At 57.7% G+C, this 22,323-nt stretch carries 17 protein-coding genes; 12 read left to right on the top strand and 5 right to left on the bottom strand.

Annotated features, from left to right (window positions below):
- The first annotated feature begins 22 nt into the window (after positions 1 to 22).
- The gene (locus AC27HQ_RS09685) at positions 23 to 778 is read left to right on the top strand and encodes a DUF599 domain-containing protein (protein ID WP_487155954.1); all 756 of its coding nucleotides are present in this window, start codon (positions 23 to 25) and stop codon (positions 776 to 778) included.
- Entirely contained in the window at positions 775 to 1,170 is a 396-nt protein-coding gene (locus AC27HQ_RS09680) for an MAPEG family protein (RefSeq protein WP_487155953.1), read from the top strand. Before AC27HQ_RS09685 ends, AC27HQ_RS09680 begins: the two co-directional genes overlap by 4 nt.
- 46 nt (positions 1,171 to 1,216) lie before the next feature.
- Here the strand turns inward: AC27HQ_RS09680 and AC27HQ_RS09675 are convergent, their stop codons facing one another.
- On the bottom strand, positions 1,217 to 1,570 hold the full coding sequence (locus AC27HQ_RS09675; protein ID WP_487155952.1) for a hypothetical protein: 354 nt from the start codon (positions 1,568 to 1,570) through the stop codon (positions 1,217 to 1,219).
- 164 nt (positions 1,571 to 1,734) lie between these two features.
- On the opposite strand from AC27HQ_RS09675, the gene AC27HQ_RS09670 reads away from it, so the two are divergent.
- The 10 genes from AC27HQ_RS09670 (at position 1,735) to AC27HQ_RS09625 (ending at position 15,291) form a co-directional block, all read left to right on the top strand.
- On the top strand, positions 1,735 to 2,202 hold the full coding sequence (locus AC27HQ_RS09670; protein WP_487155951.1) for a PaaI family thioesterase: 468 nt from the start codon (positions 1,735 to 1,737) through the stop codon (positions 2,200 to 2,202).
- The gene (locus AC27HQ_RS09665; RefSeq protein ID WP_487155950.1) at positions 2,199 to 2,645 is read left to right on the top strand and encodes a PaaI family thioesterase; all 447 of its coding nucleotides are present in this window, start codon (positions 2,199 to 2,201) and stop codon (positions 2,643 to 2,645) included. The genes AC27HQ_RS09670 and AC27HQ_RS09665 overlap by 4 nt, the downstream gene beginning before the upstream one ends.
- Positions 2,646 to 2,688: 43 nt before the next feature.
- Positions 2,689 to 3,675: a hypothetical protein gene (locus AC27HQ_RS09660; RefSeq protein WP_487155949.1), complete on the top strand. Its 987-nt coding sequence runs from the start codon at positions 2,689 to 2,691 to the stop codon at positions 3,673 to 3,675.
- A gap of 101 nt (positions 3,676 to 3,776) precedes the next feature.
- A complete protein-coding gene (htpG, locus tag AC27HQ_RS09655) occupies positions 3,777 to 5,681 on the top strand; it encodes a molecular chaperone HtpG (protein ID WP_487155948.1) in 1,905 nt (634 codons plus the stop codon).
- A gap of 418 nt (positions 5,682 to 6,099) precedes the next feature.
- Positions 6,100 to 6,879, top strand: coding sequence for a dienelactone hydrolase family protein (locus AC27HQ_RS09650; protein ID WP_487155947.1), 780 nt, complete (start codon positions 6,100 to 6,102; stop codon positions 6,877 to 6,879).
- A 157-nt stretch (positions 6,880 to 7,036) separates the two neighbouring features.
- Entirely contained in the window at positions 7,037 to 8,125 is a 1,089-nt protein-coding gene (locus tag AC27HQ_RS09645; protein WP_487155946.1) for an efflux RND transporter periplasmic adaptor subunit, read from the top strand.
- Between the two features lie 9 nt (positions 8,126 to 8,134).
- The gene (locus tag AC27HQ_RS09640) at positions 8,135 to 11,236 is read left to right on the top strand and encodes an efflux RND transporter permease subunit (RefSeq protein WP_487155945.1); all 3,102 of its coding nucleotides are present in this window, start codon (positions 8,135 to 8,137) and stop codon (positions 11,234 to 11,236) included.
- A gap of 120 nt (positions 11,237 to 11,356) precedes the next feature.
- On the top strand, positions 11,357 to 12,712 hold the full coding sequence (locus AC27HQ_RS09635; RefSeq protein ID WP_487155944.1) for a hypothetical protein: 1,356 nt from the start codon (positions 11,357 to 11,359) through the stop codon (positions 12,710 to 12,712).
- A 207-nt stretch (positions 12,713 to 12,919) separates the two neighbouring features.
- Positions 12,920 to 14,710, top strand: a complete 1,791-nt coding sequence (locus tag AC27HQ_RS09630) for an ABCB family ABC transporter ATP-binding protein/permease (RefSeq protein WP_487155943.1) — start codon at positions 12,920 to 12,922, stop codon at positions 14,708 to 14,710.
- Between the two features lie 182 nt (positions 14,711 to 14,892).
- The gene (locus tag AC27HQ_RS09625) at positions 14,893 to 15,291 is read left to right on the top strand and encodes a nuclear transport factor 2 family protein (RefSeq protein WP_487155942.1); all 399 of its coding nucleotides are present in this window, start codon (positions 14,893 to 14,895) and stop codon (positions 15,289 to 15,291) included.
- Between the two features lie 195 nt (positions 15,292 to 15,486).
- On the opposite strand, the gene cobA is transcribed toward AC27HQ_RS09625, so the two are convergent.
- From cobA to nirB, 4 genes are all read right to left on the bottom strand, one after another.
- Entirely contained in the window at positions 15,487 to 16,239 is a 753-nt protein-coding gene (gene cobA / locus AC27HQ_RS09620; RefSeq protein ID WP_487155941.1) for a uroporphyrinogen-III C-methyltransferase, read from the bottom strand.
- Between the two features lie 97 nt (positions 16,240 to 16,336).
- Positions 16,337 to 19,036, bottom strand: coding sequence for a nitrate reductase (locus AC27HQ_RS09615; RefSeq protein WP_487155940.1), 2,700 nt, complete (start codon positions 19,034 to 19,036; stop codon positions 16,337 to 16,339).
- A gap of 322 nt (positions 19,037 to 19,358) precedes the next feature.
- A complete protein-coding gene (nirD, locus tag AC27HQ_RS09610) occupies positions 19,359 to 19,685 on the bottom strand; it encodes a nitrite reductase small subunit NirD (RefSeq protein ID WP_487155939.1) in 327 nt (108 codons plus the stop codon).
- Positions 19,682 to 22,138, bottom strand: a complete 2,457-nt coding sequence (gene nirB / locus AC27HQ_RS09605) for a nitrite reductase large subunit NirB (RefSeq protein WP_487155938.1) — start codon at positions 22,136 to 22,138, stop codon at positions 19,682 to 19,684. Before nirB ends, nirD begins: the two co-directional genes overlap by 4 nt.
- Between the last annotated feature and the right edge of the window lie 185 nt (positions 22,139 to 22,323).

Genomic DNA, 22,323 nt, shown 5'->3' with positions numbered 1-22,323 from the left:
GGTCGCTCAGTAAGGATGATGAATGCCCTCGACTTTTGTACTACCTGATGCCGGTTCTACCTGGCTCAACCTTCTGGCTTTCTGCTGGTTTGTCTTTAGCTGGGTTGGTTACACCTACTATGCACGCCACAAGGGTCGGGATACAGCCTGTCTGGCCAGTGTTCTACATCTTTATCGGCAGGACTGGATGAGCCGCTTATTGATGCGCGAGCAGCGCATTGCCGATGCCAGTGTGATTGGCAACCTGGAGCGCAATACAGCTTTTTTCGCTTCCAGTACCTTGCTGATTCTTGCCGGTCTGCTGGCGGTCATGGGTGCCACTGATCGTGCCCAAAGCCTGCTTCAGGAGTTGCCCTTTGTCGCCAATGTCAGCCGACAGATGTCCGAGCTCAAGCTGTTGGTGATGCTGGGTATCTTTGTTTATGCCTTCTTCACTTTTTCCTGGGGCATGCGCCAGTACAATTTTGCCTCTGTATTACTCGGCTCCGCGCCGTTACTGGGGGAAAAGACTGTGTCCGAGGCCGAGCGCAAGGCCTATGCCGTCAGGGCCGCGACGGTCTTGTCGATGGCCGGAAATGAGTTCAACCTGGGATTGCGGGCTTATTATTTTGCTCTGGCGGCCCTGACCTGGTTTATCAACCCGTTGTTGTTCATGGCGACGACTGCCGGTGTGGTGGCCGTACTCTATCGCCGCGAATTCCACTCCGATGTGTTGCAGGCCATGATGTTCAGTCCTACGGCTATTACCGAGTCAGCGGCTCAGGAGAAATCTGAATGAGCTTTCCACTCTGGTGTTTGTTTGTTGCGGCGCTGCTGCTGGTGTTGACCAAGGTTCCCGTTGCCATTGCTATGGCACGCAGCAGCAAAGCCGGCTATGACAATCGCTATCCTCGCTTGCAGCAGTTGGCGTTGAAAGGCTGGGGTGCACGCGCGATGGCTGCCCATGCGAACATGTTCGAGGCATTTCCGTTGTTTGCAGCGGGTGTATTGGTCGCGCAGGTAACCGGGAGTTCGGGCGGTGCGATTAACCTGATGGCAGGGCTCTTTGTTGTATCCAGGGTGTTATACAGTCTGTTCTATCTGTTGAACTGGCATTTGTTGCGGAGTCTGGTGTGGGGCGTGGGGTTTATTTGCAGCCTGGGGTTGTTGTTATCGCCGGTATTGGTTTAAAGCCGAGGGAAAGAAGGGAGCCCGCTTATAGCGGGCTCCCAGGGCTTTATTCGTTCAACGATTCTTCAATCGCGTCGCCAGCATCGCTAGCGGCTTCCTGAACGTCTTCAGCCTTGTCTTTGACGTAGTCAGCACTGGCGTCATAGGCATCGCCCATGCTTTCACCGGCGTTTTCGAGACCTTCTTCGATGCGCTCACCGGTAGTCGGTTCGTTATTCATAACTTCATCGGCTTTCTGTTCTACGGCATCAGCGGTGCTTTCAGCGGCATCGTTCATGCTTTCCATGGCGTCTGACATGGATTCTGCGGCTGACTCCATCTTGTCTTCGGGTTCTTGTTGACAGGCACCCAGCAGACCCAAGCTGGCCATCAGTACTGCAGTTGCGCAAAGCTTTTTCATCTGATTCTCCTTGTTGATGAATACCCTTCTTTGTCCAGTGGTTCGCAATAAAGTTCAATATCGCCACCGACACCGGCCCAGCATAGACGAAATGTGGAGTTGACGCATAGTTCTGTTTAAAATGCCGCTTTCTAGCTGCGATCTGCAGGTTTTCGGGACTATTCATGAGCAATATTGAAGAGCGTGCACGTAGCTTTCTGTCAGTTTTGCGCCACTGCCAAACATTGGGTATGAGCGTCGAGCGGGCCGACGAGGGAGGCTTGTTGTTGAAGCTGCCCTATAGCCCGGGGATTATCGGCAATCCGGTTACTGGCGTCGTACACGGTGGCGCCATTACCACGTTGATGGATACCTGTTGTGGTATTTCCACTGTTTGCTATCTGCCCGAGTTCGAGATCTGTCCGACCCTGGATTTGCGTATTGATTACATGCATCCGGCCAAACCGGGCAAGACGATTTACGGTTTTGCCGAGTGCTATCGGGTGACCCAGACGGTGATCTTTACCCGTGGTATTGCCTTTCAGGACAACCGCGATGAACCCATAGCCCATGTTGTGGGTACCTTCATGCGTATGGGTAAACCGACTGCCAGTGGTCAATTGGCCCGAACCATTGATGGGGACAAGGCATGAGTCTGGACGCACAACGTATTGAAGAACTGATCCGTGAATCCCACGAATCGGGCGACTACGCTGGTCTGATCGGCGTCATTCCCTATGCCAGTATGATTGGCATGCAGGTCAATCGGCTGGGCGAAGAGGTGGTTTTTCAATTGCCGATAGCCAAGGACAATATTGGCAATCCGGTGTTACCCGCCATTCATGGCGGCGTGATTGCAGGCTTCATGGAGCAGGCAGCCATGCTGCACCTGATGATTTTCATGAATAGCCCTAACTTCCCCAAAATCATCGATTTTTCAATTGATTATTTGCGTGCTGGATTGTTTCGTGACACCTACGCTACATGTCAGGTCTGGCGTCAGGGCCGGCGAGTGGGTAATGTGGCGATAACCGCCTGGCAAACGCGATCCAACGAACCCATTGCCACTGCACGGGCGCACTTCAAACTCGATTGACGTCGTTCCAACCTGCTAAACCGGCCGGGAGTATCAAGCCGACATGGATGCCTTGTTGATTGTCAGTGGATTGCTGCTGATTCTTGTTGGCTGGCTCTGGCTAGCCATTAGCTCCCGGGCGCTGCCCGTGGGACGCGTGTTGCTGGCGGTCTTTCTGCCATTGCTGACGCTGTTTATGCGCCATCGGGGATATGGCGTTTTGCCGCGGCTGGTTTTGCTGCTTGGGCTGGCAAGCTTGATTACCGGTACCGTCCTTCTGGCGTTGGAGCAGCCAGAGCGTTTTTATGCGCTCAAATCCGGTGCTTGGTCAGTGCCTCAGTCAGTACCTGTTGAGCTAGAGGGGGTATTGATGGGGCAGCGCTTTGCACCTAATCGGGTGTTCTGGCGCGGTACCGACTTGCTGTTTGAGGAGGGTGATGTAAACCGTGTTCGCCGCTCGCTCAGCATCAGCTTTGCAGATACCCCCGAATTATTGGAGTCACTGGCCATTGAGCGGTTACCGGGAGATGATGGTCCTTGGCCTGAGCTGGTGCTGCAATGGTATACCGGTGCGTTGCAGGCGCCAGGCTTGCGTCGGGTCGGTGAGGACTACACCTTGAGTCTGGCTTTCCTGCCACAGCCTGACAACACGGTGCGGGTTCGCATTCATCTGCACTTGCCACCTACTCATGGCACCTTGTTGTCAGGTGAGCTGAGCATGCGCAGCAAGCCCGACTGGATCGAGCAACTGCAGACAACCCGCGAACTGACTCCGCCGGACGCCCCCGTTGTGGCCGATGTTGAGCCAACTCCGGCAGAGCGCGAACCGGTCTGGCGTGAAGTCAGCATACTGGGCCTGATCGATGAGCCGGCACCTTTTATTGGCGAAACCATTCGGCTGACTACCTGGACGGGTCGCGAGTATGAAGGGCGCCTGAAAGCCGTAACCGATGATCAGCGTATCGTTCTGGCGCAACCGCGTGGTCCTAATCAGGTGGACTTCCATTTCCATCCACTGGATATCCGCGACCTTGAAATGCTCTATCGGTAATCCATCGTCCCCTTGAAATAACATCGGTCGGCCCCATTAACTGCACATCGCCACAGCACCGCTGGTGTGCATTTAAAAGAAACTGAGGGAGACAACCGACGATGACCGTGGAAGCCAAAAAGGAAACGCTTGGGTTTCAAACCGAGGTGAAGCAACTGCTGCACCTGATGATCCATTCGATGTATTCGAACAAGGAAATCTTTCTTCGCGAACTGATTTCCAACGCCTCCGACGCCTCGGACAAACTGCGTTTTGAAGCTATTGCCAAGCCAGAACTGCTGGAAGGTCAGCCCAACCTGCGTATTCGCATCAGTGCCGATGAACAGGCGAAAACCCTGACCATCGAAGATAACGGTATCGGCATGTCGCGTGATGAGGTGATCGAGAACCTCGGTACCATCGCCAAGTCCGGCACAGCCTCGTTCATGCAGCAATTGACCGGAGACCAGAAGAAGGATGCCAGCCTGATCGGTCAGTTTGGCGTTGGTTTCTACAGTGCCTTTATCGTTGCCGACAAGGTGGAAGTCTTTACCCGCCGTGCCGGCCTCAAGGCAGAACAGGGTGTGCGCTGGGAGTCAGCCGGTGAGGGTGAATTCAGCATCGAGACCATCGACAAGGCCGAGCGCGGTACCCGCATTGTCATGCATCTCAAGAGCGCTGAAAGTGAGTTTGCCGACGGCTGGCGGTTGCGCAATATCGTCAAGAAGTACTCCGACCATATTTCCCTGCCGATTGAACTGCCAAAACAGCACCTTGGTGACGACAAGGACAAGCCCAGTGAACTCGAGTGGGAAAGCGTCAACCGCGCCAGCGCGCTCTGGACCCGTTCGCGTACCGAGGTCAAGGACGAGGAATATCAGGAGTTCTACAAGCATGTTTCCCATGACTTCGACAACCCGCTGAGCTGGAGCCACAACAAGGTCGAAGGCAAGCTGGAATATACCAGTCTGCTCTATGTGCCGGGTCGCGCCCCCTTTGATCTCTACCAACGCGAGGCCCCGCGTGGTCTGAAGCTGTATGTCCAGCGCGTGTTCATCATGGACGATGCCGAGCAGTTTCTGCCGCTGTATCTGCGCTTCATCAAGGGTGTGGTGGACTCCAACGACCTGTCGCTGAACGTCTCGCGCGAGATACTGCAGAAGGATCCGGCGATCGACAGCATGAAGTCGGCGCTGAGTAAGCGTGTGTTGGACATGCTGGAAAAACTGGCGAAGAACGAGCCGGAGCAATATGCCACCTTCTGGAAAGCCTTCGGCAGCGTGATCAAGGAAGGCCCGGCTGAAGACTTTGCCAACCGCGAGAAAATTGCCGGCCTGCTGCGCTTTGCTTCGACCGCGCAGAATGACGACAGTGAAGTAGTCAGTCTGGATGCCTATCTGGAGCGCATGATCGAAGGTCAGGACAAGATCTATTACCTGACCGGGGAGCGTTACAACCAGGTCAAGAACAGCCCGCACCTGGAAATTTTCCGCAAGAAGGGCATCGAAGTCCTGCTGCTCACTGATCGTATTGATGAATGGCTGATGAGTCACTTGAGCGAGTTCAAGGACAAGACCTTTGTCGATATCGCCCGTGGCGATCTGGATTTGGGTAGCCTGGAAGCTGATGAAGACAAGCAGGCCCAGGAAGAGGCAGCCAAAGCCAAGGAAGATCTGCTCAAGCGCATCAAGGATGTGCTCGGTGATCTGGTCGAGGAAGTCAAAGTCTCGCACCGCCTGACCGATTCACCGGCGGTACTGGTGATCAATGAAGATGGTATGGGGCTGCAAATGCGCAAGATCCTCGAGGCCACCGGCCAGCAGGCGCCCGAGAGCAAGCCGAGTATGGAGATCAATCCTGCCCACCCGCTGTTGGAAAAACTCGACGGCGAGCAGGATGAAGCCCGCTTTGGCGATCTGACCCATATCCTGTTCGATCAGGCTGCCCTGGCTGCGGGTGAAAGCCTGCAGGATCCAGGTGCCTATGTACGACGTCTGAATGCCTTGCTGGTAGAACTCAGCAAGTAAGATCGCGCAGTCAGACCAAGCCCCCTTCGTTCTGCGACAGGGGGCTTTTTTATGAGCAAGTGGGTTGATAAAGCCGGCTGCACTATCAAGCTCAGCATGAGTCCGCAGTGGGAGCAGGGCGCCAATCTGACCAGAGTGGTTTGGCCCTATTAAAAAATAGCCTGTTTCGCGTGGCCAACGCTGTCCCTTTCAGCAGACGGCAGGCACTGCTTACCGTAGCGGGTATCAAGACGGGCCTTCTGTTTGAGCGGATTTTCAACCTGCGCCCCTTGCATAGCATCCTGCTCTCGCCTCTGATCAGGGAGTATCGTGTGCAGATAGCGAGATGATGTTAAACAAGATATGAATGAATGAATCAGGCTGAAGAGTTTGCGACTAAGCTGGTGGATCTGACACAGTTCGCAATGGGAGTGATTCGATGAAACGCATGTTAGCAGGCCTGATGATGATGGGAGCAGCGGGTATGACACAGGCAGAAATGGTGATCAAACCGGTCGCCTATGACATTGATGGTGAGGCCTACGAGGGCATGCTGGTATACGACAACGCGGTAACTGAGCCGCGTCCGGGTATTCTCATGGTGCCGAACTGGATGGGTGTGACCGAGAACGCTGCGAAAAAGGCTCAGCAGGTGAGCGGTTCGGATTATGTGGTTTTTGTGGCCGATATGTACGGCAGAACTATCCGCCCGCAGAATGCTAACGAGGCCGGGCAGGCCGCGACGCTGGTGCGCTCCGACCGCGCTCTGATGCGCACGCGGGTCAATGCCGCCTTGGATGTGTTCAAGGCGCAGGAAGAGGTTGCCCTGGATAGCAGCAGGATGAGTGCCATTGGCTTCTGCTTTGGTGGTGGCACGGTGCTGGAACTGGCCCGCTCCGGTACCGAGATTGCCGGTGTGGTGTCCTTCCACGGCAACCTCGATACCCCCGATGCGGAGGATGCCAAGGGCATTCGCACCCCGGTACTGGTGCTGCATGGTGCCGATGACCCCTATGTACCGCCGGAGCAGGTTCAGGCCTTCGAGAGTGAAATGCGCAATGCCGGTGTCGACTGGCAACTGGTCAGCTACGGTGGTGCCGTGCACTCCTTCACGGATCCCACAGCGGCCATGCCCGGACAAGCCGAGTACCATCCCGTGGTCGCAGCGCGGGCTTTCAGAGCCATGCGCGACTTTATTAACGAGAGTCAGGGGGATTAGAGCTGATACTTTGCGGGCGGCAGTCCTCCGTCCGCAAAGCCCCGTCACATTCTGTAGGATAATCCGGTAGGCAAACTGACGCGGCGGCGGCATTATTGTGCCTGTTTCTTTTCCGGTGACAACTGCGGTCGCCGTAATCCTCCTACAGGATGTTGTCATGTCTGATCTTGCCCGTTTCCGGCGTTTGTTCGGCCTATGTTTATTTGCCGTTTTGCCGGCTATCCCCGTGCATGCCCAGCAGGCACCACTGAATGTGATCGTGGCTCAGGTTGAACAGCGCGTGATAGCCAGTGAACTGGAAGCGCTGGGCACCTTGATGGCCAACGAAACGGCGGTAGTAACGGCCAATTTGACGGAAACCATCTCCCGCATTCATTTCAATGACGGCCAGCGACTCAAGGCTGGCGATGTGCTTGTCGAGTTGACCAACCGCGAACAGGTTGCCCAATTGGATGAGGCACGGGTGGCTCTGGCCGACGCTGAACGGCAGCTGCAACGTGCTCGGCAATTGGTCGAGAGCCGCTTTCTATCGGATCAGGAATTGGATAACCGCAGGCGAGAAGCCAATCTTGCTCGCGCCAGGCTTAATGCGGTTGAAGCGCGTCTGGCAGATCGTCTGATCCGCGCGCCCTTTGACAGCGTGGTGGGCTTGCGTCAGGTCAGTGTGGGTACCTTGCTGACGCCTGGCACGCCTGTGGCCACCTTGCACGATGACAGCGTCATGAAGCTCGATTTCAGCGTGCCGGAAACCCGCATGGCCAGGGTTGCGGTTGGGCAGCGGGTGACAGCGACCAGTCGAGCCTTTGTTGGCCAGACGTTTACCGGAGAGATAAGCGGCATTGACAACGAAGTGGATGCAGTAACCCGTTCCGTTCGGGTCAGAGCACTGATTCCCAACCCTGATGGGCTGCTGCGGCCAGGTATGTTGATGTCGGTACGCATTGCCAGTGCACCCCGTGATGCGCTGGTCATTCCCGAGGAGGCCTTGTTACCGGTCGGGCGACAGCAGTTTGTCATGCTGGCGGTGGCGGAGGGGGACGGCTTCAAGGCAGAGCGTCGTGAGATCACACTCGGCAGGCGCTTTCCCGGTGAGGTGGAAGTGCTGACCGGTCTGACATTGGGTGAGCGCGTTATCACCCATGGGGCCTTTCGGTTGCGGCCGGGGCAGCCGATAGGTATCAGGGCTGAAATCAAGGCTGGTGAGTCTGTAGCCGGAGCATTATCCGATGCTGCAAATGTCAACTAGGAGCCGGTCATGATTCTTTCCGATACGGCCATAGTTCGTCCGGTCTTTGCTACGGTCCTGGCCCTGCTGCTGGTGATCTTTGGTCTGGTGGCCTTTTCCATGTTGCCGCTGCGCGAATACCCGGATATCGACCCGCCGGTGGTCACCATCGACACCACCTACATTGGTGCTGCCGCCAGTGTGATTGACTCGCAGATTACCCAGGTCATTGAAGAGCGTATCTCCGGTGTCGAAGGTATCGAGTTTATCGACTCGCGCAGTGAAGACAGCCGTTCGATCATCACCCTGCGATTTGCCATCAACAAGGATGTGAATGAAGCGGCCAACGATATTCGTGACCGGGTTGCGGGTGTACTGCGCAGTCTGCCGGATGAAGCAGACCCACCGCAGGTACGCAAGCTGGATGCCAACCAGGAGGTGATCATCTGGTGGAACCTGGCCAGCGATAGGCTGACCCTGCCAGAGCTGACCGATTATGCTGAGCGTTATCTGGTTGATCGTTTCTCTACCCTGGAAGGGGTGGGCCAGGTCCGCGTCGGTGGCGCGCAGCGATATGCCATGCGCGTCTGGCTGGACCGCGAGGCGCTGGCAGCACGCAATCTGACTGTAGCGGATATCGAGTCGGCCTTGCGTGCCGAAAACGTCGAGCTGCCAGCTGGTAATATTGAATCATTCAATCGACTCTTTACCGTGCGGGTGGCACGCAGTTTCAGTGAGGCGGAGGAGTTTGCCCGTCTGGTGGTGTCCCGCGGGGAGAATAATGATCTGGTGCGCCTGGGTCAGGTGGCTCGGGTAGAGCGGGGTACCGAGGAAGAACGCAACCTGTTCCGTGGCAACGGTCAACCGATGGTCGGCATTGGACTAGAACGCCAGTCCACCGCCAATACCCTGGATGTGTCGCGCGCCGCCAGGCAGCTGGTTGACGAGCTGAATCCGACCCTGCCGGAGGGTATGCAGATACTGCCCAGCTTTGACAGTTCGGTGTTTATCGAAGGGGCCGTGAAAGAGGTCTACAGTACCCTGGTCGTTGCCCTGGTTCTGGTGGTGATTTCCATCTTCATTTTTCTCGGCAGTCCGCGGGCCATTCTGATTCCTGCTGTTACCTTGCCCGTCTCCATGACCGCGACCTTTATCGGCCTGCTATTGTTTGGTTTTACCGTGAACATGTTGACCCTGCTGGCGTTGGTGCTGGCTATTGGTCTGGTCGTGGATGACGGCATTATCGTGCTGGAGAACATTCGCCGGCGTATCGACGAAGAGGGTGAAACACCCCTGGTGGCGGCTTTTCATGGTACCCGGCAGGTCGCTTTTGCGGTGATTTCAACCACGCTTGTGCTGGTCGCCGTCTTTGTGCCCATTGCCTTCTTGCAAGGGGATGTCGGTCGGCTGTTTTCCGAGTTCGCCCTGACCATGGCGGCGGCCGTAGCCTTTTCCAGTTTTGTTGCCCTGACACTGTCGGCCATGCTCGCATCCAAGGTGCTCAAGGCCCATGACGATAATTGGCTGAGCCGTTGGGTTGAACGTTCTCTGCGCGCTGCAAGGCAGGGCTATGCGCGCATACTCAGTGTGGTGCTGCGTTTTCGCTGGCTGGCCGTGCTGGTGTTTGTCGTACTCTTTGCCGGGACCGGCTGGCTGTTCAACAGTTTGCCCAGTGAATACACGCCCCGTGAGGATCGTGGCTCACTCTTTGTCATCGTTAACGGCCCCGAGGGTGCTACCTACGAGTACATGAGTCAGTACATGACCGAGATCGAGACGCGCTTGATGGATCTGGTCGAGGCGGGCGAGGTAAGCCGCTTGCTGATTCGTGCACCGCGTGCTTTCGGTGCCGTCACTACCTTCAACACCGGTATCGCTGTGGTGGTTCTCGAGGACTGGGGGCAGCGCCGCTCCGGTTGGGAAATCATGGCTGATATTCAGCAACGCCTGGCTGATCTGCCCGGCGTGCGTGCTTTTCCTGTCATGCGTCAGGGCTTTGCCGGGGGGCAGCAACAACCTTTCAGACTGGTCATAGGCGGCGCAGGCAGTTATGAGGAGCTGGCAGAGTGGCGCGATATCCTGTTGGAAGAAATCAACCAGGATAATCCCGGCCTGACCAATATCGACTCCGACTACAAGGAAACCCAGCCCCAGCTGGAGGTGCGTATCGACTATGACAGCGCCGCTGACCTGGGCGTGAGCATCAGTACCATTGGTCGTACGCTGGAAACCATGTTTGGCTCGCGCCGTGTGACCACCTATATCGATCAAGGCGAAGAATACGACGTGATACTCGAGGGTGAACGCGATGCCCAGCGCTATGCCGGTGCGATGGAGAATATCTATGTGCGTTCATCAACGACCGAGCAACTGATCCCGTTATCCAATCTGGTCACCCTTGAGGAGTACGCCGGTTCAACCACGCTGAACCGCTATAACCGTAACCGCGCCATCACCATTGATGCCTCCCTGGCTGATGGTGTCGCTCTGGGTACGGCGCTCGACCATGTCGAGCAACTGGCCCGCGACAGCCTGCCGGATACCCTGGTGATTGATTACAAGGGTGAGTCGCTGGATCTGCGCAAGGCGGGTGGCTCGCTGCTGTTTGTCTTCGTGCTGGGACTGGTGGTGGTGTTCCTGGTGCTGGCTGCCCAGTTCGAGAGTTTTGTTCACCCCCTGGTGATCATGCTCGGCGTACCCATGGCTATTGGCGGGGCGCTGCTGGGGTTATGGCTGACCGGAAACAGCCTGAATCTGTATAGCCAGATTGGCCTGGTGATGCTGATTGGCCTGGCAGCCAAGAACGGTATTTTGATCGTCGAATTTGCCAACCAGCTGCGTGATGCCGGCAAGGATTTTGACGAAGCATTGCTGGAAGCCAGCACACTGCGCCTGCGGCCGATCCTGATGACCGGTGTCACCACGGTGGCCGGCGCCATTCCGTTGGTCATGGCCTTTGGGCCTGGCGCCGAGACGCGTTCGGTAATCGGCATTGTGGTCATGTCAGGGGTAACGGTGTCGATGCTGCTGACGCTCTTTGTCATACCCGTGCTCTACAGTCTGATGGCCAGAAAGACGGCGTCGCCGGGAGCGACCAAGCTGAGACTGGAGCAGGAGGAGGGTGTTTCCTGACAGAGCATTCACCAGCGTGATGCAGATATACATTTATCTGCGGCTCTGCATAATGCCTTACATCATTCGCAGCTTGGCTGCGAACAACAAAAACAAATCTAAAAACCCAGGGAGTCTGTCATGTCAAAACCCGAATTGCCCGGTTGGCGCTGGGGGCCGTTTACCTTCCGCTTACCCTTCTACCACACCAGGTTTTACTGGCAGGAGGCATTGCAGGGCTTCTTTGTAGCTGCTGCGACGGGCTTGGCGCTGGTTCCTATCATGACTGGCGCCTTCGGGCTGACCTTTGAAGAAGCCATTGCGGTATCCATGATCCATTCACTGCTCATCGGAGCCGCGCTGATCTTTTTTGGCGAGCCCTATGCGCCAGGCTGGATCACCCCGGCATTGCCTCTGGTACTGACCTTTGTATTGACCGGCTATGACGATCCGACCAGCCGATTCCAGGTCATGACGGCACTCTCATTAAACTTTGCTGTGCTTCTGGTGGTGCTCGGGGTCACCGGGCTTGGCAAAAAATTTGTGATCTGGCTACCCGATACGCTCAAGGCCGGTATTATCCTCGGCGCTGCAATAGCAGCCGTTTACAGGATATTTGTCGGTGATGGCAATGGCCCATCGATTCTGGAAGCTCAGCCGATCAGCATCATGCTGGCCTGCGGTTTGTGTCTTATTTTCTCCTTTTCCTTGCCGCTGCAGAAACTCAAGGAAAAATACCGTCCGATAGCGCTAATTGCAGCCCTGGGACTGTTGCCGGGTTTCTTCATTGCAGCTGTGGTTGGGCCGTTGGTTGGCGAGATCAAATATGACCTTCAGTGGGGCATCCTGATACCGCCGGTAGGCGATGCTTTTGCCAAAATGTCGCCCTTCGCCATTGGCTGGCCGAGCATCGACATGTTCGTGCAGGCTATTCCACTGGCGATCATTACCTATGTGATCCTGTTTGGCGATATTGTGACTGGCAACGAAGTGCTGCGTGACGGTCTGAGCAAGCGCAATGACGAGCATATCGATATCAACCCCACCCGTACGCACCTGTCGGTCGGCATCCGTAACGGCCTGCTGGGTTTGTTTGCGCCTTTCTTCCCTACGCAGGGCGCCATGTGGACCGGTGTGCAGGTGATCATCGTGCAGCGCTGGACCCAGGGCAAAGAGGCCATGAACAGTCTGCACAGTGGCTTGATCTCCTACTACCTGATGGGTATCCCACTGCTGTTCTTTATCAAGCCCTTGCTGACCGGCCTGCAGCCATTGCTTAACGTGGCGCTGGCCTTGACCTTGATGCTGACAGCCTTTGCCTGCGCCTATGTAGCCATGGCGATTCCACGCAATAACACGTCGCGTGGCACGGTACTGCTGATCGGTGCTGGTCTGGCGTTCTTTGATCCCTGGACCGGTCTGGCTCTGGGCGTGCTGGCGACTATCCTGATGGTTGGCTGGGACCGCAATCCGGACCCAATCCCGCACGAAGATTAGGCTGCCATTGGCCGCCAGCTGCAGGCCACAAGCGGCAAGCGACAAGTAAACCCGAAAATATCAGCATGATGTTTTCGGGTAAGGGCCTTGATATCGAAAGGTAACCCCTCACACTTGCTTGCAGCTTGCAGCTTGCAGCTTGCAGCTTGCAGCTTGCAGCTTGCAGCTTGCAGCTTGCAGCTTGCCCCTATTTCGAAGGAACCCCCATTGCGCCCCAATTCTGACAGCCAATACCAGGGTGGACCGGTCAACTGGCGCATCATTACCAGTCTGTTGCCGTATCTGAGCGAATTCCGTGGCAGGGTAGCCCTGGCCATGGGCTTTTTGCTGGTAGCCAAGCTGGCCGGAGTCGCGGTGCCCTGGGCGCTGAAGCTGATTGTCGAGCATTTCGAGTCAGTTACCGATGCACTGGTGTTGGTACCGGTGGCTTTGTTGGCGGCCTACGGTCTGTTACGTTTTTCCTCGGTTTTCTTTTCAGAGCTGCGTGATGCCGTATTTGCCCGCGTGGCCGAGCGCGCCATGCGCCGGGTCTCGCTGCGGGTGTTCGAGCATCTGCACCGCCTGGACCTGGGCTTTCACCTCTCGCGGCGCACCGGTGGTCTGGCCCGTGACATCGAGCGTGGGACCAGTGGCATCAGTTTTCTGCTGCGCTTCATGGTCTTCAATATCATTCCCACGCTGTTGGAAATCGGCCTGATTGCGGTCATTCTGCTGGCCAACTTCAGCCCCATGTATGCGCTGACGGTGCTGGCTTCGGTGATCCTCTACGGCGCCTTCTCGATCTGGTGTACCGAGTGGCGCAACCGCTTTGTGCGTGAGAGCAACAAGCTTGATAACAGTTCCAATACCCGCGCGGTAGACAGCCTGTTGAACTACGAGACGGTCAAGTACTTTGGCAACGAGGGATTTGAGGCGCGGGAGTACGATGCGCACCTTGAGGGCTGGGAAGCGGCGCGGATGAAGAACCGCCTGTCCCTGGCGGCGCTCAACTCCGGTCAGGCGCTGATCATCACCGGTTCGGTCACCCTGATGATGGTCATGGCCGCCAGCCAGGTTGCCAGCGGTGACATGAGTCTGGGTGAACTGGTCATGATTAACGCCTATATGATCCAGTTGTTTATTCCCCTGGGCTTTCTCGGTTTTATCTACCGTGAAATCCGTGAGGCGCTGACCAATATCGAGCGCCTGTTCGGCCTGCTGGAAGCGCCGGTCAAGGTCGCGGATGCGCCCGACGCGAAAGATCTGCAGATACGCGGCGGGGCCGTGGAGTTTGATCGGGTCGAGCATGCCTATGACCCCGAACGGCCGATTCTGGCAGGTGTCAGTCTGAGTATTCCAGCCGGGCATACCCTGGCTATCGTTGGCCCGAGCGGTGCCGGTAAATCGACCCTGGCGCGTTTGCTGTTTCGCTTCTATGACGTGTCCGCGGGGGCTATCCGTATCGACGGGCAGGATGTCCGTGGTGTCACCCAGGACAGCCTGCGTCAGGCCATAGGTGTGGTGCCTCAGGATACCGTGCTGTTCAACGACAGCATTGGCTACAACATCGCCTACGGTAAACCGGGAGCCAGTGAGGAGGAGATTTGGCAGGCGCTGCGCATGGCGCAACTGGAAGACTTCGTTAAGCGCCTGCCTGATGGGCTGAAAACCCAGGTCGGCGAGCGCGGCCTGAAGTTATCGGGTGGCGAGAAGCAACGTATCGCCATTGCTCGAGTGCTGTTGAAGAACCCGCCGATTCTGATTCTGGATGAAGCCACCTCATCACTGGACACTCACGCCGAACGCTTGATCCTCGACGCGCTGAATCTGATTGCACAAAAGCGCACCACGCTGGCTATTGCACACCGCTTATCGACTATAGTGCACGCGGAGCGCATCCTGGTGCTGGAACAGGGGCGCGTGGTGGAGCATGGCAGCCACGCCGAACTGCTTGCCGCAGGTGGCGCCTACGCTCGCCTCTGGGCCGACCAGCAACGCGAACAACACGCCGAGGACTAACTCCTGGGCAGGTCGAGTTCCACCTCGACCAGCAAGTTGGCAGAAAGCACCTTGGGCTGAGATGGAACTCGGCCTCTCCCGGGAGCAAGTCAGGTCATAGCATCCTTATTCCTGACGCTTATGCGGCTTGAGATGCCGGACCCTGCGGCCGAGAATGCTTGAAACACGGTAAAGGAGGTCCTATGAGCAAGGTAATCGAACAGTGGCACCAGATCGTCAAGCATCAGGATGCGCAGGGTCTGGATGCCTTGCTGGCGGAAGACGTGGTGTTCCACTCCCCCGTAGTGCACACCCCGCAGCAGGGCAAGAACATCACTCGTCTGTATCTGATGGCCGCCATGCAGGTGCTGAACGCGCCGGGGCATTTCAGCTATCTGCGTGAAGTTATTCAGGGCAAGCATGCGGTACTGGAGTTCGAGACCCTGATTGACGGGATCAAGGTCAACGGCGTGGACATGATCGAGTGGAATGACGCCGGGCAGATCATTGACTTCAAGGTCATGGTCCGGCCGCTCAAGGCGGTAAATGCCATTCACCAGGCCATGGGCTCGATGCTCGAGGCGATGAAACCCAAAGGCTGACATCAGGGAAGGGTCGAGTTGCATCTCGACCAGCGAGTTGGCAGCAGACGTCTATGGCCGAGGTGGAACTCGGCCACTCCCAGGGGCTGAGACGCAGAATGGGTGTGTTTGTCCTGGGATTGGTCGAGTTCCACCTCGACCAGCGAGCTGGTAGTAAACGCCTTTGGCCGAGATGGAACGCGGCCCACCCAGCTGTCAGCTGCTTAGGGCGGCCAGTTCGGCGGGGTGCTGCAGCAGGTCGGCGGCGGCGACCACATCGCCGATGACCAGTACCGCTGGACTCTGCAACTGGAAAGTGGCGGCAGCCTCGCAGAGCTGACTAAGGCTACAGACCTGCTGGCGTTGGTCCGGCAGGCTGGCGCGTTCGATCATGGCCACCGGCGTCGAGCCGGGCATGCCGCCGTCGAGCAGGCCCTGACGGATCTGCTGCAGACGGGCCACACCCATATACACCACTAACGTAGTACCGCCCATGGCCAGACCGCGCCAGTTCAGGTCACTGTCATCCTGGGTATGCGCGGTGACCAGGGTCACACCGCGGCTGGTGCCGCGCAGTGTCAGGGGAATGCCGCACTGGGTGGCACCGGCCAGTCCAGCGGTAATGCCGTTGACCGTCTCTGACGCAATGCCGCGTTCGGCCAGCCATTGCGCTTCTTCACCGGCCCGTCCGAATATGCACGGGTCGCCGCCTTTCAGACGCACCAGTTTGCGTCCCTGACGGGCGTAGCGCAGCATCAGCCGATTGATAAAATCCTGCGGCGTCGAGCGACATCCGCCACGTTTGCCCACGCGCACAATCTGCGCCTGCGGGCAGTGTTCGAGGATCAACGGGTTGACCAGATCGTCAACCATCACCACATCGGCCTGCCCCAGTACGCGCACTGCTTTCAGGGTCAGCAGTTCCGGGTCGCCGGGGCCTGCCCCGACCAGCCAAACTCTGGTGTTCATGGCTCTTTCCTCATAGTCATCTTGCTGCATTTCCGGCTCAATTTATCGATCATCTGTTTGAAGCTTGAAGCTTGAAGCTTGAAGCTTGAAGCTTGAGTCAGGCAGGCGAAGCCAGCCTGACGATGAGCCCCTTGATCTCGGGCACGCAGGAGCCGCATTCGGTCCCGCAGCCCAGTTCGTTTTTCAATCCCTGCAGATCCAGGCCGCGCTCGATGCCCGCCTGAATACGGCTCTGGCTGACGTTCATGCAGTTGCACAGGGTGCGGTCGACGCAACTGGCGGCACCACCCGGTGGGGTGCTCAGCGGGGCAAGGAACCAGCGCCGTAGTTCGGCATCGGCCTCACCGCTTTGCCATACCCCACGCAACCAGTCGCGCGCGGCGGTTTCGCCGCTCAGGCGGATGGCAGTGATGCGACCGTCCTCGATCTTGACCCGCTTGCCAATCGCCCGGCGTGGATCGTCATAGACCAATACCGGACCTTGATCCAGGTTCAGCAGGGCATCCAGCTTCTCCAGCCAGGGCGCATCCGGTGCATGTTTGTGCGCTGCACGTATCAGTACCGCAGGACGCTCACGGCCAGCCAGACTGAAGCTGACAAAGGTCAGGCTATCGCAGTGGGCACGCAGGGCGCTGAAGCGCTCTTGCACCTCACCCTCGACCAGCACAAACAGCTCCCAGGGAAAGATCGCAGGCTTGATATTGATGCCAGCCTGTTTCAATTCAGGTTGCTTGGACAACGGATCGAACAGCGGCTGGGTCAGTACGTTGACGCCCAATCCCTTGAGAAAGCGGTTGCCCCAATGCATGGGAATGTAAGCCTGGCCGGGGCGAATGTTTTCATCTGCCAGAACCGGCAGAACCAGCTCGCCACGTCGGCTTTTGACCTGTACCAGTTGGCCATCGACCAGCCGACGGCTGCGCAGGTCGTCGGGGTTCAGACTGATCTGCGCCTGCTCGACATGGCCGAACAGTTGCGCAGCCGTGCCGGTACGGCTCATGCCATGCCATTGATCGCGCAGGCGACCGGTATTCAGGGTCAACGGAAAACGGGCGTCGCGCGGCTCCTTATGTGCCAGATAGGCATCGGCAACAAAACGCGCCCGGCCGCTGTCCGTCGGAAACTGACCATCGCCATACAGGCGCTTGGTGCCGCGCAGGTGATCAGCGCTGAAGGGCCACTGCTGTGGACCTAGTTCATCGATCAGCTCGTAACTCAGGCCGCTGTAGTCCAGATCACGTCCGCGTGTCAGACCACGGTATTCGTCAAACAACGCCTGGGGCTCGGTAAAATCGAACAGATGGCGCTGGCCCGGGCGCAGTTGCGCTTCCAGACGGGCAGCCAGGTCACAGACGATCGCCCAGTCCGGCCGTGCTTCGCCGGGTGGCGCAATGGCTGCGCGTACCCGGCTGATACGGCGCTCGGAGTTGGTCACGGTGCCGGCCTTTTCACCCCAGCTGGCAGCGGGTAACAGCAGGTCGGCGTACTGGCAGGTCTCGGTGGTGCCAAAGGCTTCCTGCACGACAACGAAAGGGCAGGCGGCCAGCGCTTCATGCACCAGGGTCTGGTCAGGCATGGATTGCGCCGGATTGGTACAGGCGATCCACAGTGCCTTGATCTTGCCCTGACGTACGCCTTCAAAGAGTTCGACGGCGCTTAGCCCGACGTTGCTCGGCAGGCTATCTACACCCCAATAGTCGGCGACCTCATCCCGATGCTCGGCACTGGCAGCCTCACGGTGACCCGGCAGCAGATTGGACAGGCTACCGGTCTCGCGTCCGCCCATGGCATTCGGCTGGCCGGTCAGTGAGAAGGGACCACTACCGACCTTGCCGATCTGGCCGGTGGCCAGATGCAGGTTGATCAGCGCGCTGTTCTTGGCGCTGCCGGCGCTGGACTGATTCAGACCCATGCACCACAGCGACAGGAAGGAGGGCGCTGCACCAATCATGCGCGCCACGCTTTGCAGATCGTCCTGACGGATACCACAAATGCCGGCGACCATTTCCGGGGTGTAATCGCGCACCAGGGTTTTGAGCTCATCAAAGCCCTGGGTATGCGCATCGATAAAGGCACGGTCGATCCAGCCTTCCCACATCAGGATATGCAGAATGCCGTGGAACAGGGCGACATCGGTACCCGGCTGAACGGCCAGGTGCAGATCGGCAATCTCGCAGGTATCGGTCCGTCTGGGATCAACCACGATAATGCGCTTGTCCGGGTTGTCGGCCTTGGCTTGTTCCAGGCGGCGGAACAGCACCGGGTGGGCGTAGGCCATATTGCTGCCGACAATCAGCACACAGTCGCTTTCCTCGATGTCCACGTAGGAACAGGGCGGCGAATCGGCGCCCAGACTGCGCTTGTAACCGACTACGGCGCTGGACATGCACAGACGCGAATTGCTGTCGATATTGTTGGTGCCGACCAGCGCCCGGGCCAGTTTGTTGAAGGCATAATAATCTTCGGTCAACAGCTGGCCGGAGATATAGAAAGCCACGCTGTCGGGGCCGTGTTCGGCGATGGTCTGGCCAAACACCTGGGCCGTATGGCCCATGGCGGTGTCCCAGTCAGTGCGGCTGCGGGCCAGACCTTTGCCCAGCCGCAGTTCGGGATAGAGCGCACGGGCCGACAGGTCGCCAGTCAGGTGCAGTGTGGCACCCTTGCTGCACAGCCGCCCGAAGTTGGCCGGATGGGTGGGGTCACCGCTGACGCCGAGGATCTGCTGCTCGTCATGCTCGATCAACACGCCGCAGCCGACGCCGCAATAGCAACAGGTAGAGGCTGTTGTTTTGATCATCCGTTGTTTGCACCTAATTCTGAGACGTTGGATGCAGCTACGCCTACTAACTGCTTGCAGTCTGCTGGATCTAAAAGCGTGAGACGCTTCTTGCAAGGGAATAGCACTGATTGATTGCACGGTACATCACGGTGCCCTTGCCGTCCGGCTGGTATGGACCGTCGATGCCTGGTCGGAAATTGCTCCTGCATTTTCGACACTTCCGCCATCCTTGGCGGTCGGGCGGGCATCGTCGAGCTCACAGGGACGTGCTCGTAGCGTGTCCATACCGGTCGGCCGGCAAGGGCATCCATACACCGGATGTTATCAATCAGTGCGACCCTCACGCCGACTCCTTGACCTTATCCAACACCAACTGCACCCGACCATTCTCTACCCGCGTCGGATACCGATGCGTACAACCCACATCCGGCGCTACGGCCTCACCGCTCTCCAACTGGATGGTCCAGCTGTGCAGCGGGCAGGTGACGTGCTTGCCGAACACAATGCCCTGGGACAGCGGGCCATTCTTGTGGGGGCAGCGGTCATCGACGGCAAACACATCGTCATCGCTGGTGCGAAACACCGCAATGTCACCCTTGGGACCGTTGACGACCCGCGATCCCAGTTGTGGAATCTCTTCCAGTGCGCACACGTCAAGCCAGCTCATGGGGCTACCTCCTCAAGTTGTTTGACTGCGATGCGGCGGAACTCGTTTTTCAGTTCCTCCTTCTCGATGCGCTCCTTCCACGGATCCTGCTCGAAGGACAATGAGAACAGCAGACGCTCGTGCAATGCCTTGCGCCGCTCGGCATCCTCCAATACACCCTTCTTGATATGCTCCATGCCCACGCGCTGCATGTAATGCACAGTGCGCTCAAGGTAGAAAGCCTCCTCACGGTAGAGCTGCAGGAAGGCCAGGCTGTACTCCATGACTTCCTCAGCCGTCTTGAGTTTGACAAAGAACTCCCCAGCCTCGGTCTTGATGCCGCCGTTACCGCCGATATACAGCTCCCAACCGGAATCCACGCCGATGATGCCGATATCCTTGATACCTGACTCCGCACAGTTGCGCGGGCAGCCAGAGACGGCCAACTTGACCTTGTGGGGTGACCACATGTTGAACAACGCATGCTCCAGATCGATACCCATCTGCGTCGAGTTCTGAGTGCCGAAGCGACAGAACTCGCTGCCAACGCAGGTTTTTACGGTACGAATCGACTTGCCATAGGCATGCCCTGAGGGCATGTCCAGGTCCTTCCACACAGCAGGTAAATCTTCCTTCTTGATGCCCAGCAGGTCGATGCGCTGACCCCCGGTGACCTTGACCATTGGCACCTGGTATTTATCCGCGACATCGGCAATACGGCGCAGCTCGGCGGCATTGGTGATGCCGCCCCACATGCGCGGAATGACCGAGTAGGTTCCATCCTTCTGGATGTTGGCATGGGCGCGCTCGTTGATGAAGCGCGACTGCGGATCATCCTTGGCTTCACCCGGCCAGGTCGAGATCAGGTAGTAGTTCAGCGCTGGACGGCAGGTGGCGCAGCCGTTGGGCGTGCGCCATTCCATAAAGCGCATTGCTTGCGGAATACTGATCAGATGATGCTCACGGATGGCCTTGCGGACCTGGCCGTGATTGAGATCGGTACAACCACATACGGCCTTTTCGCTCTTGGGCTTGACGTCTGCCGCACCGCCGACCGTGTTGATCACGATCTGCTCGACCAGTCCGGTACAGGAGCCACAGGAACTGGCGGCCTTGGTATGCTTCTTCACGTCGTCGACGCTGAACAGCCCGTGTTCCTGAATGGCCTTGACGATGGTGCCCTTGCACACGCCATTGCAGCCGCAGACCTCCATATCATCGGGCATGTTGGTGGTTTTGCTCTGACCTTGATGGCCAGTGTCGCCAATGGCGTTTTCGCCGAACATCAGGTGGTCGCGGATCTCGCTGACGTTGGCGCGCTCCTTGACCATGCGGAAGTACCAGCCACCATCGGCGGTATCACCGTACAGGCAGGCGCCAACCAGAATGTTGTCCTTGATCACCAGTTTCTTGTAGACGCCGCCAATGGGGTCGGAGAGGGTGATCTGTTCGCTGCCATCATCGCCCATGAACTCGCCAGCGGAGAACAGATCAATCCCGGTGACCTTGAGTTTGGTCGAGGTGACCGAGCCTTCATAGCGACCGTAACCGAGCATCGCCAGGTGATTGGCGCAAACCTTGGCCTGTTCAAACAGGGGGGCTACCAGGCCATAGGCGATGCCGCGGTGGCTGGCACACTCGCCAATGGCATAGACGCGCGGGTCATAGGTCTGCAGGGTGTCACTGACCAGAATGCCGCGATTGCAGGCCAGACCGGCGCTTTCCGCCAGATCGCTGTTGGGGCGGATACCGGCGGCCATGACCACCAGGTCTGCCGGGATCACGCTGCCATCCTTGAACTTGACGCCGCAAACCCGGCCATCACCGTTGTCCAGCAGTTCACTGGTAAATTGCGGTAGCAGGAATTTCAGGCCGCGCTCTTCAAGAGACTTCTGCAGCAGATCACCGGCGGTACGGTCGAGCTGACGTTCCAGCAGCCATTCGCCAATATGTACCACGGTCACATCCATGCCGCGCAGCTTCAGGCCGTTGGCCGCTTCCAGTCCCAGCAGGCCGCCACCGATGACCACTGCATGCTTGTGGGTCTTGGCGGTTTCCATCATGGTTTCGGTATCGGCGATATCGCGATAGCCGATTACCCCCTCCAGGGTGTTGCCCGGAATCGGCAGAATGAAGGGATTTGAGCCGGTGGCCAGCAGCAGGCGGTCATAGTCCGCCTCAGTGCCGTCATCGGCAAACACCTTGCGCGCCTTGCGATCTATTTTCACGATCTTGCGGCCGGTGTGCAGGGTGATACCGTTATCCTTGTACCAGTTCAGATCATTCAGAATGATCTCGTCAAAGGTCTGCTCACCAGCCAGAACCGGTGACAACAGGATACGGTTGTAGTTGGGATGCGGTTCGGCACCGAACACGGTGATGTCGTACAGGTCAGGTGTCAGTTTCAGCAGTTCTTCCAGGGTGCGTACCCCGGCCATGCCATTCCCGACCATCACCAGTTTGAGCTTTTGCATGCTGTGCTCCGTAAGCTTGAGCGAAAACAAAAAAGGCGTCCCACCGTTCGCACGGTAGGACGCCTTTGTCCGGTTCCTGTTCAGTCAGGAAGCGCGCTATCGCCGTTGATAGCCACGCTGAATTGAGTATCTTGATCTAGCCAATGCACGCATTGTGCCAGTCTTGCAAATCCCGGTTATTCAGG

Source organism: Halopseudomonas sp. 4NH20-0008 (genome assembly GCF_057548395.1).
This window is presented reverse-complemented; position numbering and strand designations above follow the sequence as displayed.